Consider the following 16,146-nt stretch of genomic DNA (forward strand, 5'->3'; position numbering starts at 1 on the left):
GAGCACCCCTAGCTTGTGCGGGGTGCGCCAACCCTCAGCTCCTCCGTTCAACGCCGCGGCCGCCCGCAGGCTGCGTGCCGCGCTCGGCATGGGCCCCGAGCATGTCGCCTACGGCATGCGGGCCTCGTACGGCCTGCCCCATGTCACGCCCGATCTCGTCATCGCCTGGGAGCGCGGCCTCGCCGCCCCGAGCAGCCCCGAACTCACCGCCCTCGCAGGGGTGTTGTGGTGTTCCGCGGGGGATCTCATCGGCCGGCCCCGGACCCTGCGCGAGCATCGCATCGCGCGCGGGATCGCGCCGGAGGACGTGGCCCGGACCATCGGCACGGACCTCCCGGCGTATCTGCGGATGGAGGAGAGCGGAGCCTGGCGCGGCAACGAGCGGCAGTCGGCCGCGCTGGCGGAGCTGCTGCAGCTGGCGCTGCCCGACTTCGTGACCGTCACCGGGCGCGAGGCCAAGCTCGCCGAGCTGCTGCACAGCGCGGTGACCACCCGCTGGCAGGCCTATGTGCGTCCGGTGGCGAAGCTGGCGCCCGTGGACCGCGGTGTTCTGGAAGAGGTGCTGCTGGAACTGCACCAGGACTATCAGGGGCACATGGCCGCCACCCTCAGCTGGGGTGGCGGCAGCAAGGAGTCCGGCGAGCCCGGCGAGGAGTTCCTCGACCGGATCGTGGAGAACTTCTGGACGGCGGTCGAGAACAGGACCGCCTGAAGTCCCCTAGAAGACCGACTCCGCCTCGTCCATGCGGTCCTTCGGCACCGTCTTCAGCTCGGTGACCGCCTCCGCGAGCGGCACCATCACGACGTCGGTGCCGCGCAGCGCGGTCATCCGGCCGAACTCGCCGCGGTGCGCGGCCTCGACGGCGTGCCAGCCGAAGCGGGTGGCGAGGACGCGGTCGTAGGCGGTCGGGACGCCGCCGCGCTGGACGTGGCCGAGGATGACCGGCTTGGACTCCTTGCCGAGGCGTCGCTCCAGCTCGAACGCGAGCGCCGTACCGATGCCCTGGAAGCGCTCGTGGCCGTACTGGTCGATCTCGCCCTTGCCGTAGTCCATGGTGCCCTCGACGGGGTGGGCGCCCTCGGCGACGCAGATGACGGCGAACTTCTTGCCGCGGGAGAAGCGCTCCTCGACCATCTTGACCAGGTGCGCGGGGTCGAAGGGCCGCTCGGGCAGGCAGATGCCGTGGGCGCCGGCGGCCATGCCGGACTCCAGGGCGATCCAGCCGGCGTGCCGGCCCATGACCTCGACGACCATCACCCGTTGGTGGGACTCGGCGGTGGTCTTCAGGCGGTCCATCGCCTCGGTGGCGACGCCGACCGCGGTGTCGAAACCGAAGGTGCGGTCGGTGGAGGAGATGTCGTTGTCGATGGTCTTGGGGACGCCGACGACCGGGAGGCCCGCGTCGGAGAGCATCCGGGCCGCGGTCAGGGTGCCCTCGCCGCCGATCGGGATCAGCGCGTCGATGCCGAACTCCTCGACCATGTCGGCGGCGCCCTCGCAGGCCTCGCGCAGCCGGTCGCGCTCCAGCCGGGAGGAGCCGAGGATGGTGCCGCCGCGGGCCAGGATGCCGCTGACGCCGTCCAGGTCGAGGGAGCGGTAGTGACGGTCGAGCAGACCCCGGTAGCCGTCCTCGAAGCCGATGACCTCGTCGCCGTACTGCGCCACCGCCCGGTGCACGACCGACCGGATCACGGCGTTCAGGCCGGGGCAGTCGCCGCCTGCGGTGAGAACTCCGATGCGCATCGTGCTGTGTCTCCTGCTCGCTGTCGGTGCCGGTGAGCCAGTGTCGATTGTTCCACGTCCGCCGGGACCGTGAGCCACTTGACGGGCGCCTTATCCGGCGGCAGGGGTATTGTCAAGAGGGTTCAGCTCACCTTGGTGGGCGATTTTTATGCCGAAGACGCGACCTTCTATCCGGTACGCAGACATACACCGACATACAGACATACAAGACATATGGCATGAGGAACGGAGTCGACGCGTGACGCGCAGCGTGTACGTGACCGGGATCGAGCGCGGTGACGGCCGCCAGGTCGTGGAGCTGGGAGTCATGGAGCTGCTGACCCGGCAGGTCGACCGGGTGGGCGTCTTCCGTCCGCTCGTGCACGACGGCCCCGATCGCCTGTTCGAGCTGCTGCGGTCGCGCTACCGCCTCGCGCAGGACCCGGCGACGGTCTACGGCATGGACTACCACGAGGCCTCCGCGCTCCAGGCCGAGCAGGGCACCGACGAGCTGGTCTCGGCGCTGGTCGACCGCTTCCACCTGGTGGCGCGCGACTACGACGTCGTCCTCGTCCTCGGCACCGACTTCGCCGACACCCAGGTACCGGACGAGCTGTCCCTGAACGCCCGCCTCGCCAACGAGTTCGGCGCCTCCGTGATCCCGGTGGTCGGCGGCCGCAAGCAGTCCGCCGAGTCCGTGCTGGCGGAGACCCGCAACGCCTACCGCGCCTACGACGGCCTCGGCTGCGACGTCCTCGCCATGGTCGCCAACCGGGTGGCCCGCGAGGACCGCGACGAGATCGCCGAGCGGCTCGCCACCCGGCTGCCGGTGCCCTGCTACGTCGTCCCCGACGAGCCCGCGCTGTCCGCGCCGACCGTCAGCCAGATCGCCCACGCCCTCGACGCCAAGGTGCTGCTCGGCGACGACTCGGGCCTCGCCCGGGACGCGCTGGACTTCGTCTTCGGCGGCGCGATGCTGCCGAACCTGCTCGCCGCCCTGACCCCGGGCTGTCTGGTCGTCACCCCGGGCGACCGCGCCGACCTGGTCGTCGGCTCGCTGGCCGCGCACAGCGCCGGCACCCCGCCGATAGCCGGCGTGCTCCTCACCCTGAACGAGGTGCCGAGCGAGGAGATCCTCACCCTCGCGGCCCGGCTCGCCCCGGGCACCCCGGTCCTGTCCGTGACCGGCAACAGCTTCCCCACCGCCGAGCAGCTGTTCTCGCTGGAGGGGAAGATGACCGCGGCCACCCCGCGCAAGGCGGAGACCGCGCTCGGCCTGTTCGAGCGGTACGCCGACACCGGCGACCTGGCCCGCCGGGTCTCGGCGCCGAGCAGCGACCGGGTCACCCCGATGATGTTCGAGCACAAGCTCCTGGAACAGGCCCGCTCCGACAAGCGACGCGTCGTCCTCCCCGAGGGCACCGAGGCGCGGGTGCTGCACGCGGCCGAGGTGCTGCTGCGCCGGGGCGTCTGCGATCTGACCCTGCTCGGGCCCGAGGACCAGATCCGCAAGAAGGCCGCCGACCTCGGCATCGACCTCGGCGACACCCAGCTGATCGACCCGGCCGGCTCCGAACTGCGCGACTCCTTCGCCGAGAAGTACGCGGCGCTGCGCGCCCACAAGGGCGTCACGGTCGAACTCGCCTACGACGTCGTCTCGGACGTCAACTACTTCGGCACCCTGATGGTCCAGGAGGGCCTGGCCGACGGCATGGTCTCCGGCTCGGTGCACTCCACCGCGGCCACCATCCGCCCCGCCTTCGAGATCATCAAGACCAGGCCGGATTCGTCCATCGTCTCGTCCGTCTTCTTCATGTGCCTCGCCGACAAGGTGCTGGTGTACGGCGACTGCGCGGTCAACCCGGACCCGAACGCCGAGCAGCTCGCGGACATCGCCATCCAATCGGCGGTCACGGCCGCCCGGTTCGGGGTGGAGCCGCGGATCGCGATGCTGTCGTACTCCACCGGTACGTCCGGCTTCGGCGCCGATGTCGAGAAGGTGCGCGAGGCCACCGAGCTGGCGCGCTCACGCCGGCCGGACCTGAAGATCGAGGGGCCGATCCAGTACGACGCGGCCGTGGAGCCGTCGGTCGCGGCCACCAAGCTGCCGGACTCGGATGTCGCCGGGCAGGCAACGGTGCTGATCTTCCCGGACCTCAACACAGGCAACAACACGTACAAGGCCGTGCAGCGCTCGGCCGGCGCGATCGCCGTCGGACCGGTCCTGCAGGGTCTGCGCAAGCCCGTCAACGACCTGTCCCGCGGCGCCCTCGTCCAGGACATCGTCAACACCGTCGCCATCACGGCGATCCAGGCCCAGACGCCCGCCAACTGACCACCAACTGACCACAGAGAGCAACCGAATCACCGTGACCGCCACCCGCGTCCTCGTCCTCAACTCCGGCTCCTCGTCGGTGAAGTACCAGCTCCTCGACATGCGCGACGCCGACCGGCTCGCCGTCGGCCTGGTGGAGCGCATCGGCGAGCAGACCTCCCGGCTCAAGCACACCTGTCTCAGCACCGGCGAGACCCGTGAGCACACCGGGCCCATCGCCGACCACGACGCCGCGCTCAAGGCGGTCGCCGAGGAGCTGACCCGGGACGGCCTCGGCCTCGACTCGCCGGAACTGGCCGCGATCGGGCACCGGGTGGTGCACGGCGGCCTGTTCTTCACCGAGCCGACCGTCATCGACGACGAGGTGCTCGCCGAGATCGAGCGGCTGATCCCGGTCGCCCCGCTGCACAACCCGGCCAACCTCACCGGCATCCGCACCGCCCAGGCGCTCCGCCCCGACCTGCCCCAGGTCGCCGTCTTCGACACCGCGTTCCACACGACGATGCCGGAGTCCGCGGCGCGCTACGCGATCGACCCGAAGATCGCCGACCGCCACCGCATCCGCCGCTACGGCTTCCACGGCACCTCGCACGCGTACGTCTCCCGTCAGACCGCGCGGCTGCTGGGCAAGGACCCGTCCGAGGTCAACGTGATCGTGCTGCACCTGGGCAACGGCGCCTCCGCGTCCGCGGTCGAGAAGGGCCGGTGCGTGGACACCTCCATGGGGCTGACGCCGCTGGAGGGGCTCGTCATGGGAACGCGCTCCGGTGATCTGGATCCCGCCGTCATCTTCCATTTGGCGCGGGTTGGGGATATGTCCATGGACGAGATCGACACTCTTCTCAACAAGAGGAGCGGCCTGTTCGGTCTGTGCGGGGACAACGACATGCGGGAGATTCGCCGCCGGATCGACGAGGGGGACGAAGAGGCCGCTCTCGCGTTCGACATTTACATTCACCGGCTCAAGAAGTACATCGGCGCCTATTACGCCGTCCTCGGCACGGTGGACGCGGTGGCGTTCACCGCCGGGGTCGGCGAGAACGCGGCGCCGGTGCGCGAGGCCGCGATCGCGGGCCTGGAGGGGCTGGGCCTGGCGGTCGAGCCGGAGCTGAACGCGGTGCGAGCGGACGAGGCCAGGCTGATCTCTCCGCGGGACGCGCGTGTCGCCGTCGCCGTGGTGCCGACGGATGAAGAACTGGAGATCGCGACCCAGACCTACGCACTGGTCGGAAAGAACAACTGAATAGCACCTGAGCGGTGTGCCACTCATTTGTATCTTCCGCCAGACGGAATATTCCGTAGCGAAACAAACCGATAGGATCGCCCCATGCGCCGTTCGAAAATCGTCTGTACTCTCGGCCCCGCGGTCGACTCCCACGAGATGCTCGTCTCGATGATCGAGGCCGGCATGAATGTGGCCCGGTTCAACTTCAGCCACGGCACCCACGCCGAGCACCAGGCGCGGTACGACCGCGTCCGGGCCGCGGCCAAGGAGACCGGCCGGGCCATCGGTGTCCTCGCCGACCTGCAGGGCCCGAAGATCCGTCTGGAGACCTTCGCCGAGGGGCCGGTGGAGCTCGAGCGCGGTGACGAGTTCGTCATCACGACCGAGGACGTCCCGGGCGACAAGCACATCTGCGGTACGACGTACAAGGGGCTGCCGGGCGACGTCTCGCGCGGCGACCAGGTCCTGATCAACGACGGCAACGTCGAACTGAAGGTCCTGGACGTCGAGGGCCCCCGGGTCAAGACGATCGTCATCGAGGGCGGTGTCGTCTCCGACCACAAGGGCATCAACCTGCCCGGCGCGGCCGTCAACGTGCCCGCGCTGAGCGAGAAGGACGTCGAGGACCTGCGCTTCGCCCTCCGCATGGGCTGCGACATGGTCGCGCTGTCCTTCGTCCGGGACGCCAAGGACGTCCAGGACGTGCACCGCGTCATGGACGAGGAGGGCCGCCGGGTCCCGGTCATCGCCAAGGTGGAGAAGCCGCAGGCGGTGCAGAACATGGAGGACGTCGTCGCGGCCTTCGACGCCGTGATGGTGGCCCGTGGCGACCTGGCCGTCGAGTACCCGCTCGAGAAGGTCCCCATGGTGCAGAAGCGCCTGATCGAGCTGTGCCGGCGCAACGCCAAGCCGGTGATCGTGGCGACCCAGATGATGGAGTCGATGATCACCAACTCCCGCCCGACCCGCGCCGAGGCCTCCGACGTGGCCAACGCGATCCTGGACGGCGCCGACGCGGTCATGCTGAGCGCCGAGTCGTCGGTGGGCGCCTACCCGGTCGAGACGGTCAAGACCATGTCGAAGATCGTCCAGGCGGCCGAGGGGGAGCTGCTCTCCAAGGGCCTGCAGCCGCTGGTGCCGGGCAAGAAGCCGCGCACACAGGGTGGTTCGGTGGCCCGCGCGGCCTGCGAGATCGCCGACTTCCTCGGCGGCCGGGGCCTGATCGCCTTCACCAAGTCCGGTGACACCGCGCGCCGGCTCTCCCGCTACCGCGCGACCCAGCCGATCATCGCGTTCACCACGGACGAGGCCACCCGCAACCAGCTCACCCTGAGCTGGGGCGTGGAGTCGCACGTCGTGCCGTTCGTGAACACCACGGACGAGATGGTCGACCTGGTGGACCAGGAGGTCGCCAAGCTGGGCCGCTTCGACGCGGGCGACACGGTCATCATCACCGCCGGCTCGCCCCCCGGCGTCCCCGGCACCACCAACATGCTCCGCGTCCACCACCTGGGCGCGCAGGCCAACTGACAAGCCCCACAAGGGCCTTGAACGGCGCTGAGGGCGCCCCCTGGAGCAGGGGGCGCCCTCAGCTGTGTTGCGGCTCCCGAACGGGCTTGCGGGACCGGTCAGCCGGTCGTGTACACATGCATGCCGGGCACGTGCAGGTTGCCGCCGAACTGGGCGGCCTGGACCACCTTCACATGGGTGAAGTAGATCAGCGGGAGGTTCAGCGGGGGCGGGCTGTCGGGGCTGAACGTCATCGGGATCAGACCGAACAGATTGCCCGAGATCTTCTCGGTGTACATCACGGTGTCGCCGCCCCGGATGGTGGACGTCGAACCCTGGGCCGCCTGCACGTGGTAGGTCTTGCCCGAGAGCTTGTCCTTCACCGTCTGGTGCAGGTCGCCGATGTCCGTACCGCTGGAGATGACGAACTTCAGCACCTTCTTGGTGGTGCCGGAAGCCGTCTTCACCTCGACGATGCCCTTGTAGTCGGAGCCCTTGAGCAGCAGCGAGCTGGCGTCCAGGTACCAGGGGTCGTCCGCCACCGGCACCTTGTTGTCGACGCCGCCCTGGTCTTTCGTGGCGGCCGGACAGTTCGCCGGGGCCGACGAGCTCGCGGACGGGCTCGGCGTGGCCGACGCGGCCGCCTTGGCCGTGTCCTGCGCCGTCTTGGAGACCGAGCCGGTGGTGTTCTTGACCGAGTCGGTGGCCTTCTTGACCGTGTCGCCGACCGCCGTGCCGGCACTGGAGACGGTGTCGGAGGCCTTGGAACCGGACGACGACGAGTCCGACGGGGACGCCGAGTCCGAGGACTTGCTCGCCGACGGGGTCGCGGACGGCGTCGGGCTCGCGGACGGGGAGCCGGAGTCCTTGCTGCCGCCGCCGAGAATGCCGCCGAGCGTGTCGCCGATGGTGTCCAGCAGACCGCCGCCGCTCTTGGACGCCGACGGGGTCGGCGTGGCCGAGTCACTCGACGAGGCCGACGAGCCGGAGCCCGAGCTGGAGCTGGAGGGCTCCGAGGTCGCGGTCGGCTTGGGCGAGGCCTTGTCGCCGGAACCTGAATCCGGCGAAGAGGTCTTGCCCGAGTCGCCGGACTTCGTGTCCTTGGACCCGCCGGCGCCGGTGCTCGCCGAGGGTGTCGGCGTGGCCGAGTCCCCGGACGCGCTCTTCGAGGCGGAGGGCGACGGCGACGCCGAGGCGTCCTTGGAGCCGTCCAGCGCCTTCACACAGTCCTTGTACTCGTTGGCCGTCAGGCTCTTGGACGTGGTCGACGGGGACGGGCTGCCGCCGTTGTCCGCCAGGGCGAGCGTGGACGTGAAGCCCATGCCCATCAGCACCGCCGTCGGCATCGCCACGGAGGCGATCGCCTTGCCGGCGGGCATGTGGAACCTGGTGAACAGCGGCTTTCTGGGGGCCGCGTGGCGGGGCCCGGTTCTCACGCGGGACCCGTCCTCGTCGGTCCCGCGGGTCACCTCGTCAGCCGGCACTGTGCCTCCCGTTCGCCCCGTTGGCCGGGCTCGTTCCTGACAGGTCGTTCTCCCCGAACATGTCCGCGTGCTGGTCCGGCAGCGCCGCGGACTGCGGTGCACCGCCCTCGCCCGGAGCCGCCTCGGCAGGCGGCTGCTGCTGCGGAGGCGCGCCCGGCGCCCAGGCCACGGCCATCGCTCCGCCGATGAGGGCGAAGAGGAAGCCCATGACGAAGCCACCGAAGTTGGACACGGGGATGGACACCAGCGCGAGCAGGATCGCGGCGACGCCCGCAAACGTGCGGACGTGCTTCTGGAACCAGAGACTGATGCCCAGGACGACGAGCAGCACGCCGATGATCAGGGATCCGGCTCCCGCGGTGGTCGCCATCGCCAGCGTCAGATGTCCGACCTGGAGATGGGCGTACGGGAAGTACATGATCGGAAAGCCGCCGAGCAAGACGAACAGACCAGCCCAGAACGGACGGGTGCCCCGCCAGGCGCGGAACTGCAGCCTCCGGCGGGTGAACTGGCCGGATGCGGCGGCAGGAGTCTCGGCGCTCATGGAAAACAGCTCCCTGGTGCGGCGTTGCTGTGGTGGTGATGTGGACCGCGTGTGAAGCACGGCCGGAGAGTGCGCGGGCGGGGGCGCCACCGGCTCCCCCGCCCGTCAGCGAGTGCTCAGTAGCACTCGTGCGTACCCGTCTGCACCGACATGTGCAGACCGCTGAGCTTGAAGGTTCCGGCCGTGGTCGCCCAGGCCGTCTGCTTCACACCGGTCAGCGTGGCCGAGTCGGCCTGCTGCGCGAAGCCGTACGGGTTGGACTGCTCCTTCCCGCCCTTCATACCCGGACCCTTGTTGGCGTCCTTGGCAGCCACACCGATGTCGATGTTGTTGAAGGTGGCGTCGGCGCTGAGGTCGTCGAGGTCGATGTAGAGATTGTCGGCCTCGACCGGCTTGTCGCCGCCCGCCTTCAGGACCAGGCTCACCGAGCCCAGCACCGGGATGTTCGGCGTGACGACGGACTGGCACATGTTGCTGATCGAGGCGCTCTTGAAGGCCGAGACCGCGACCGGGTGAGCGGTCTGCTGGCCGCTCAGGGTGTAGCCGTTGTCGATCGCGCCGTACTGCTCGAAACCCTGGCCGACCAGTTTGTCGGCGGTCACCTTGAAGGACTGACCGGACACGCTGAACGAGGCCGCGAGAGCGCCCTGAGCGAGGGCGACACCTATACACGCCGTGGCGGCCACGCTGGGCACCATGACCACAGCGAACCGCTTCCATCTGGTCCCGCCACGCACCTGGGACTCCATTTTTCCTCCTTCTCGGACGTACATCTCCTGGCCCGGAATCGCGCCAACAGGCGACTCATCCGGGCAGGGATGGGAGAAGTGCTACGTCCTCGGGAAGGAGAACGCCCGCGCTCGGTGGCGCGAACCGCGCCCGAATCACCGGCGATCTTCCCCGAGCGACAACCACTGGTCGCGCCTGACACGCATCACGCACAACCTTGCTGGACAGGCTTCGCCGGGTAGGCGAAGACCCCCCTGCCCAAGAGCCGGCACCACTGCTGCCGGCTCTGCTCGGTGGGGACCCAGAGTCTCCCGCGACCCGACCGGATGTCGGGGTACGGGAATGGACCGAGCGTCGCCGATCGTGGTGCATTCTCGCGCCGGGCACAAGGGGGTTCGTTACTGGCTAGTAACGGCTGGATAACCGGAGTACGACCGACCGGTCTCGGAGTGCGACTCTGGGTGGCATCCGTAGGCAGAGCAAAGCCGTTGACCTCTGGACAAATCCAGACAGATCAACGGCTTCGACTTACTCGGAGTAACAGATCGCGCTCTTACCAAGATTTGGCAAAGCGGGGGCGCCCTGACGACTCGTCGGCAAATCTTTCACCCCGGCATCACAAGCCGTGGCGTTTAGTGACTGGTCAGAACAAGGCGCGCGCGAGCGCCCTGCGCGCGCCCACCACGCGCGGGTCCTCGGGACCCACGACCTCGAACAGCTCCAGCAGCCGGCGCCGCACCGCGTCCCGGTCGTCACCGACCGTGCGCTGCACGGCCTCGATCAGCCGCCCGAAGGCGTCCTCGACATGACCGCCCACCAGATCCAGGTCGGCGGCGGCGATCTGCGCGGCGGCGTCCTTCGGCTTCTCGGCGGCCTCCCGGCGGACCTGCTGCGGATCGAAGCCCTGCACCCGCTGCAGCAGCTCGGCCTGCGCCAGGCCCAGCTTGGCCTCGGGGTGGCCCGGGTCGTCGGCCAGCACGTTCTGGTACGCCCGGACGGCACCGGCCAGGTCACCGGCGTCCAGCGCGTCGGCGGCCGCGTTCAGCGCGGCGTCGTACGGGCCCTCCTGGGCCTCGGCGGGCGCGGCACCGGGCTGGGCGTCCGGGTCGACGGTCAGGCCGGTGAGCCCGAACCGCTGCTCGGCGACCTGCACCAGCTGGTCCAGGGTCTGCCGGATCTGCTGCTCGTCGGCCGCGCCCTGGAACAGCGGCAGCGCCTGGCCGGCGACGACGGCGAAGACAGCCGGGATCCCCTGGACCCCGAACTGCTGCATCAGCATCTGGTTGGCGTCGACGTCGATCTTGGCGAGGAGGAAGCGCCCGTTGTACTCGACGGCGAGCCGCTCCAGGACCGGGCTCAGCTGCTTGCAGGGCTGACACCACTCGGCCCAGAAGTCGATGACGACGGGAACCTCGGCGGATCGCTGGAGGACGTCCCTCTCGAACCCCACCTCATCGACGTCGATGACGAGATCGGCCGGGGCGACCGCCCCCGCGCCGCCCTTCCGGGCGGCCTCGGCGCGCGTCTGCTCGGCCTTGGCCTTGGCCTCCTGGGCCGCCTTCACGGCGGCGAGGTCGACGACGCCGCTCATGGACATGTTCCGTGGCTGCATACGTCTATCCTCCCCCGTTACCGCGCCGGAATGAAAAAGTCGTCTGTGCGGGCGCCGGGTCCCCACCCCACACCCCGTGGTCGTCGCTCGCGTACGTCCGTCACGAGCTCTCACGAGCTTTCGCTACGACTCGTAGCGTAATGCCATCGGGACCCCGCACGACACCACCCCCCGGTGATCTCCCTCACGACCGCACAGTTCCCGCCGGTTATGGTCAAGGGATGCAGAGCCGCACTCCCGCCAGCCGTACCGGACGTCCGCGCAGCGCCGCGGCGGACACCGCGATCCTGGCCGCGACCCGGGAGGCGCTGGTGGAACTGGGCTGGTCCAAGCTCACCCTGGGAGACGTGGCGACGCGCGCCGGGGTTGCGAAGACGACGCTGTACCGCCGCTGGGCGGGCAAGCCGGAGCTGGTGTGCGACGCGGTGGCGGAACTCTTCGACGAGCTGGAACTGCCCGACCGGGGCAGCCTCGCGGCCGACATCGAGGGCGTGGTCCTGCAGTTCGCGGCGATCCTGGCCCGTCCGGAGGCGAAGAGCGGCCTGATGGCGGTGGTCGCCGAGTCCACCCGCGACGACGCGCTGCGCGAGCGCATCCGCGCCTCCATCGTGGAGCGTCAGATGCGGCTGGTTCTGGAGGGCCGCGCCCGCGCCCAGCGCCGCGGCGAACTCCCCCCGGAACCCGACCCGGAGGCGTCCGCCCGCACGGTGGACCTGATCTTCGACATGGTCGCGGGCGCGGTGGTCCACCGCACCCTGGTCAGCGGCAAACCGGCGAACGAGGACTGGGTCCACAGTTTCACGCGGGTACTGCTGCTGGGCCTGACGGGGGCAGCACAGCAGCCGGAGCCGTAACCCCGTACGGCCCCCGGCGGGCAGCGGTGCCTAGAAACCGGCGGGCTCGGTGTACACCCCCCACTCCTCGCGGAGCACCCCGCAGATCTCGCCCAGCGTCGCCTCGGCCCGCACGGCGTCCAGCATGGGCTCGATCATGCTGGAGCCGTCCCGGGCGGCGCTCAGCATCGCCGCCAGCGCGGAGCGCACCGCCGCCTCGTCCCGCGCCCCCTTCCGCTCCCGCAGGATGCGGACCTGCTCCCGCTCCACCTCATGGCTCACCCGCAGGATCTCCAGATCCCCGGTGACCGACCCGGTGGCGACGTTGACGCCGACGACCTTCTTGTCGCCCTTCTCCAGCGCCTGCTGGTAGCGGAACGCGGACTCGGCGATCTCCCCGGTGAACCAGCCGTCCTCGATCCCGCGCAGAATCCCGGACGTGACCGGCCCGATCGGGTGCTGTCCGTCCGGGTGGGCCCGCAGGCCCCGCTCCTTGATCTGCTCGAAGATCTTCTCCGCGTCGGCCTCGATCCGGTCCGTCAGCTGCTCGACGAACCACGAACCGCCCAGCGGATCGGCCACGTTGGCGACCCCGGTCTCCTCCATCAGCACCTGCTGCGTGCGCAGCGCGATCTCCGCCGCCTGCTCGCTCGGCAGGGCCAGCGTCTCGTCCAGCGCGTTGGTGTGCAGCGAGTTGGTCCCGCCGAGCACGGCGGCCAGCGCCTCCACGGCCGTACGCACCACGTTGTTGTACGGCTGCTGCGCGGTCAGCGACACACCCGCGGTCTGCGTGTGGAACCGCAGCCACTGCGCCTTCTCGGACCGGGCGCCGTAGACGTCCCGCATCCACCGTGCCCAGATCCGGCGCGCCGCACGGAACTTGGCGATCTCCTCGAAGAAATCGACGTGCGCGTCGAAGAAGAAGGAGAGGCCGGGCGCGAACACGTCGACGTCCAGGCCGCGGCTGAGCCCCAGCTCGACGTAGCCGAAGCCGTCGGCCAGCGTGTACGCCAGCTCCTGCGCGGCCGTCGCCCCGGCCTCGCGGATGTGGTAGCCGGAGACGGACAGCGGCTTGTAGGCGGGGATGCCGGCCGCGCAGTACTCCATCAGGTCGCCGATCAGGCGCAGATGCGGCTCGGGCTGGAAGAGCCACTCCTTCTGCGCGATGTACTCCTTGAATATGTCGGTCTGGAGCGTGCCGTTGAGGACCGACGGATCCACGCCCTGCCGCTCGGCGGCGACCAGGTACATGCAGAAGACGGGCACGGCGGGCCCACTGATGGTCATGGAGGTGGTGACGTCGCCGAGCGGGATGTCCTTGAACAGGATCTCCATGTCGGCGGCCGAGTCGATGGCGACACCGCAGTGCCCGACCTCGCCGAGCGAGCGCGGGTCGTCGGAGTCCCGCCCCATGAGCGTCGGCATGTCGAAGGCGACGGACAGCCCTCCGCCGCCGTTGCCGAGGATCATCTTGTACCGCTCGTTGGTCTGCTCGGCGTTGCCGAACCCGGCGAACTGCCGGATCGTCCAGGTGCGCCCGCGGTAGCCGGTCGGATGGAGCCCGCGCGTGAAGGGGTACTCCCCGGGCCAGCCGATCCGCTCGAATCCCTCGTACGTGTCGCCCGGTCGGGGCCCGTACACCGGCTCCACGGGATCACCGGAGAGCGTGGTGAAGTCAGCGTCGCGCGTGCGCGCGGCGTCGTAGCGGGCCTGCCAGCGCCGGCGGCCCTCCTCGATGGCGTGAGCGTCCATACCATCGAATTTACTAGGACGTCCAAGTAAATGTCGATGGCCGACCGCCGCACGATGCCGTACGGCGGTGTGACGCCGGTCGCCCCTACGCCTCGGCGACGGCCGGGGCCCGGTCGGCGACCTTGGCCTCCAGCTCGCGGCTGATCCTGCGCTCGACGAAGAAGGCGGCCGTCGGGATCGTCCCCGCGACCAGCACCCACAGCTGCTTGCCGATCGGCATCTTCGTCTTGGAGCCCAGGTCGAAGGCGACGACCAGGTAGACGACGTACAGCCAGCCGTGGGCGATGGCCACGACCCGCGTGAAGTCCGCGGCACCGCTGATGTCCAGCCCGTACTTGGCGATCATGCTCAGGCACAGCAGCACCAGCAGGACACCGGTGGTGTAGGCCATGACGCGGTAGCGGGTCAGCACGCTTCGTTTCATGGGGTCGAGCGTAACCACCCGTTCCGGGAGATCTTGGCCGGGGTCGCCCCTCGTCTCAGTCCTCGTCGAAGTCCCGCGCAGCGATCCGCAGCGGACGCAGCATCGCGAAGATCTCCGCGCACTCGTCCGCGTCGTACGCCCCGAGCCCGAAATCCATGGCCATCAGGTCGCGGGTGGCCGCGTCGACCACCTCGCGGCCCTTGTCGGTGATGACGGCGAGGGTGCCGCGGCCGTCGTTGGGGTTGGGCCGCTTGGCGACCAGCCCCGACTTCACCAGGCGGTCCACGGTGTTCGTCACGGACGTGGGATGCACCATGAGCCGCTCACCGATCTTGGACATGGGCAGCTCGCCGGCCTTGGAGAAGGTGAGCAGCACCAGCGCCTCGTACCGCGCGAACGTCAGTCCGTACGGCTTGACCACCGCGTCCACCTCGGCGAGCAGGATCTGCTGGGCCCGCATGATCGAGGTGATCGCGGCCATGGACGGCACGTTTCCCCAGCGCTGCTTCCAGAGCTCGTCGGCACGGGCGATGGGGTCGAAGGGGAGGCTGAGTGGCTTGGGCACGTCATCAGACCCTACCGGCCAGTCATATTCCGGGCAGCCCCGTCTCGGCTTTCGGTCGCCGCGCCGCTCGCGCACGCCGCCCCGCCCCCGGCCGCCGCCCCGTTCCCGCCCGCTCCCGGCCGCCTTGCCCCTTCGCTCCTCCGGGCCGCGACGGCGAGCGCACCGCAGCACAGCACCCCGGCCAGCCCGGCCCCGGCGACCGCGGTGCGCACCCCGACCGCTTCCGCCGCCACCCCGGCCAGCGCCATGCCCACGCCCTGGACGGTCATCAGCCCGGCGCTGAGCAGGGTCATGGCCCGCCCGCGCAGCTCCTCCGGCACGGCCTTCACGAACCACTGGTCCAGGCCCAGGGTGTACGCCGACCCGGCCCCGGACACCAGCAGGAGCAGCAGGGACACGACGAGCCCGGGGCGCAGGGCGAAGCCGAGGTACGGCAGGAGCGTGCCGCAGACGAGCGGGAGCGCCACGCGTTCCCGGCTCGCGGGCTTCAGCCGCGCTCCGGCGAACAGCTCGCCGGCGATGGTGCCGACGGGCAGCGCGCACATCAGCAGCCCGAGCCCGGCGGACCCGCTGCCGAGCGCGGCGGCGTACGGCGCGGCCAGCGCCTCGGGGACGACGGAGAAGGCGGCCGGTACCCAGAACAGCAGGAGCAGGACGCGGATCCGCCGCTCGGCGAAGAGGCGGCGCAGCCCCGGCGGGGTCCCGGTGCCGCTCTGCCGGGTGCGGGCGGGGCGGTGCCGGGTGCCGTAGCGCAGCAGGGTGGCGGAGGCGAGGAAGGTGCCGACGGTGATCAGCAGGGCGTGGCGGGGCGCGACGACCGTGAGGAGCAGCCCGCCGAGGCCGTAGCCGACGAGCAGGGCGCTCTGGGCGACGATCCGCAACAGGGAGCGGCCGAGCACGAACAGATCGCCGTCGCCGAGGACGTCGGCGAGGGTGGCCATGCGGGTGCCGGCGAACACCGGGGAGACGACGGCGAGGCAGCACCGCAGCGCCAGCAGCAGGCCGAAGCCGGCCCCGGGCACGGTCATCGCGGCCACACAGCCCGCGCACACCAGATCGCAGACCACCAGCACCCGGCGGGCCGGGAAGCGGTCGGCGACGGGCGCGAGCAGGGTGCCGCCGACGGCGTACGGCAGGAAGCCCAGGGCGAAGGTGAGCGCGCTCAGCAGGGGTGAGCGGGTGAGGTCGTAGACGAGGAAGGTCAGCGAGATCTCGCTGACGATGATGCCGAGCATGGACAGCACATGGGCGGCGAAGACGGCCCGGAACTCGGGCACGGCGAAGACACGGCCGTAGCCGGCGGATGCCGGGGCGGCCTGGGACGGTGCGGACATGCGGGGAGCGTGCCCGGCGGCGGGGGGAAAGCGTAAAGTTTCGGCTCCAGCCGAATCCTGGCTGCCCTCTTCTCGCC

General features: G+C 70.2%; 14 protein-coding genes. 5 read left to right on the forward strand and 9 right to left on the reverse strand.

From position 1 onward, the window contains the following. Window positions 1–22 precede the first annotated feature (22 nt). Window positions 23–712 carry an XRE family transcriptional regulator gene (locus AB5L52_RS14110; protein WP_369364296.1) on the forward strand — a complete coding sequence of 230 codons (690 nt, stop codon included), beginning with the start codon at window positions 23–25 and terminating at the stop codon, window positions 710–712. 6 nt (window positions 713–718) lie between these two features. Here AB5L52_RS14110 and AB5L52_RS14115 read toward each other — a convergent pair whose 3' ends face one another. Next, entirely contained in the window at window positions 719–1,744 is a 1,026-nt protein-coding gene (locus AB5L52_RS14115; RefSeq protein WP_351029391.1) for an ATP-dependent 6-phosphofructokinase, read from the reverse strand. A gap of 238 nt (window positions 1,745–1,982) precedes the next feature. Between AB5L52_RS14115 and pta the strand changes: the two genes are divergently transcribed. The 3 genes from pta (at window position 1,983) to pyk (ending at window position 6,813) form a co-directional block, all read left to right on the forward strand. Beyond that, entirely contained in the window at window positions 1,983–4,058 is a 2,076-nt protein-coding gene (pta, locus tag AB5L52_RS14120) for a phosphate acetyltransferase (RefSeq protein ID WP_351029389.1), read from the forward strand. Window positions 4,059–4,092: 34 nt separating this feature from the next. Next, window positions 4,093–5,301, forward strand: coding sequence for an acetate kinase (locus AB5L52_RS14125; RefSeq protein ID WP_351029388.1), 1,209 nt, complete (start codon window positions 4,093–4,095; stop codon window positions 5,299–5,301). 84 nt (window positions 5,302–5,385) lie between these two features. After that, complete coding sequence (gene pyk, locus AB5L52_RS14130) at window positions 5,386–6,813, forward strand: pyruvate kinase (RefSeq protein WP_351029386.1); 1,428 nt, start codon at window positions 5,386–5,388, stop codon at window positions 6,811–6,813. Between the two features lie 98 nt (window positions 6,814–6,911). On the opposite strand, the gene AB5L52_RS14135 is transcribed toward pyk, so the two are convergent. The 4 genes from AB5L52_RS14135 to AB5L52_RS14150 form a co-directional block, all read right to left on the reverse strand. Next, on the reverse strand, window positions 6,912–8,276 hold the full coding sequence (locus tag AB5L52_RS14135; protein WP_369364299.1) for a hypothetical protein: 1,365 nt from the start codon (window positions 8,274–8,276) through the stop codon (window positions 6,912–6,914). Further along, the gene (locus AB5L52_RS14140) at window positions 8,266–8,820 is read right to left on the reverse strand and encodes a DUF6114 domain-containing protein (protein ID WP_351029382.1); all 555 of its coding nucleotides are present in this window, start codon (window positions 8,818–8,820) and stop codon (window positions 8,266–8,268) included. The genes AB5L52_RS14135 and AB5L52_RS14140 overlap by 11 nt, the downstream gene beginning before the upstream one ends. Window positions 8,821–8,936: 116 nt before the next feature. Further along, entirely contained in the window at window positions 8,937–9,569 is a 633-nt protein-coding gene (locus AB5L52_RS14145) for a DUF6230 family protein (RefSeq protein ID WP_351029381.1), read from the reverse strand. 623 nt (window positions 9,570–10,192) lie between these two features. Next, a complete protein-coding gene (locus AB5L52_RS14150) occupies window positions 10,193–11,161 on the reverse strand; it encodes a tetratricopeptide repeat protein (protein ID WP_351766518.1) in 969 nt (322 codons plus the stop codon). A gap of 221 nt (window positions 11,162–11,382) precedes the next feature. Here AB5L52_RS14150 and AB5L52_RS14155 point away from each other — a divergent pair, with 221 nt between their 5' ends. Then, window positions 11,383–12,015 (forward strand): TetR/AcrR family transcriptional regulator, encoded by a 633-nt coding sequence (locus tag AB5L52_RS14155; protein ID WP_351573593.1) that lies wholly within the window; start codon window positions 11,383–11,385, stop codon window positions 12,013–12,015. Between the two features lie 30 nt (window positions 12,016–12,045). Here AB5L52_RS14155 and AB5L52_RS14160 read toward each other — a convergent pair whose 3' ends face one another. From AB5L52_RS14160 to AB5L52_RS14175, 4 genes are all read right to left on the reverse strand, one after another. After that, a complete protein-coding gene (locus tag AB5L52_RS14160) occupies window positions 12,046–13,746 on the reverse strand; it encodes a methylmalonyl-CoA mutase family protein (RefSeq protein WP_351029375.1) in 1,701 nt (566 codons plus the stop codon). Window positions 13,747–13,831: 85 nt separating this feature from the next. Beyond that, window positions 13,832–14,170 carry a DUF3817 domain-containing protein gene (locus tag AB5L52_RS14165; protein WP_351029373.1) on the reverse strand — a complete coding sequence of 113 codons (339 nt, stop codon included), beginning with the start codon at window positions 14,168–14,170 and terminating at the stop codon, window positions 13,832–13,834. 55 nt (window positions 14,171–14,225) lie between these two features. Beyond that, window positions 14,226–14,735: a MarR family winged helix-turn-helix transcriptional regulator gene (locus AB5L52_RS14170; RefSeq protein ID WP_369364303.1), complete on the reverse strand. Its 510-nt coding sequence runs from the start codon at window positions 14,733–14,735 to the stop codon at window positions 14,226–14,228. 11 nt (window positions 14,736–14,746) lie between these two features. Further along, entirely contained in the window at window positions 14,747–16,069 is a 1,323-nt protein-coding gene (locus AB5L52_RS14175) for an MFS transporter (protein WP_369364305.1), read from the reverse strand. Between the last annotated feature and the right edge of the window lie 77 nt (window positions 16,070–16,146).

Source organism: Streptomyces sp. CG4, from assembly GCF_041080655.1.
Lineage (GTDB): Bacteria > Actinomycetota > Actinomycetes > Streptomycetales > Streptomycetaceae > Streptomyces.

Coding starts and splice junctions, on each gene's coding strand:
- AB5L52_RS14115 (WP_351029391.1), bottom strand. CDS start 1,744: ATGCGCATCGGAGTTCTCACCGCAGGCGGCGACTGCCCCGGCCTGAAC.
- pyk (WP_351029386.1), top strand. CDS start 5,386: ATGCGCCGTTCGAAAATCGTCTGTACTCTCGGCCCCGCGGTCGACTCC.
- AB5L52_RS14140 (WP_351029382.1), bottom strand. CDS start 8,820: ATGAGCGCCGAGACTCCTGCCGCCGCATCCGGCCAGTTCACCCGCCGG.
- AB5L52_RS14145 (WP_351029381.1), bottom strand. CDS start 9,569: ATGGAGTCCCAGGTGCGTGGCGGGACCAGATGGAAGCGGTTCGCTGTG.
- AB5L52_RS14150 (WP_351766518.1), bottom strand. CDS start 11,161: ATGCAGCCACGGAACATGTCCATGAGCGGCGTCGTCGACCTCGCCGCC.
- AB5L52_RS14155 (WP_351573593.1), top strand. CDS start 11,383: ATGCAGAGCCGCACTCCCGCCAGCCGTACCGGACGTCCGCGCAGCGCC.
- AB5L52_RS14160 (WP_351029375.1), bottom strand. CDS start 13,746: ATGGACGCTCACGCCATCGAGGAGGGCCGCCGGCGCTGGCAGGCCCGC.
- AB5L52_RS14165 (WP_351029373.1), bottom strand. CDS start 14,170: ATGAAACGAAGCGTGCTGACCCGCTACCGCGTCATGGCCTACACCACC.
- AB5L52_RS14175 (WP_369364305.1), bottom strand. CDS start 16,069: ATGTCCGCACCGTCCCAGGCCGCCCCGGCATCCGCCGGCTACGGCCGT.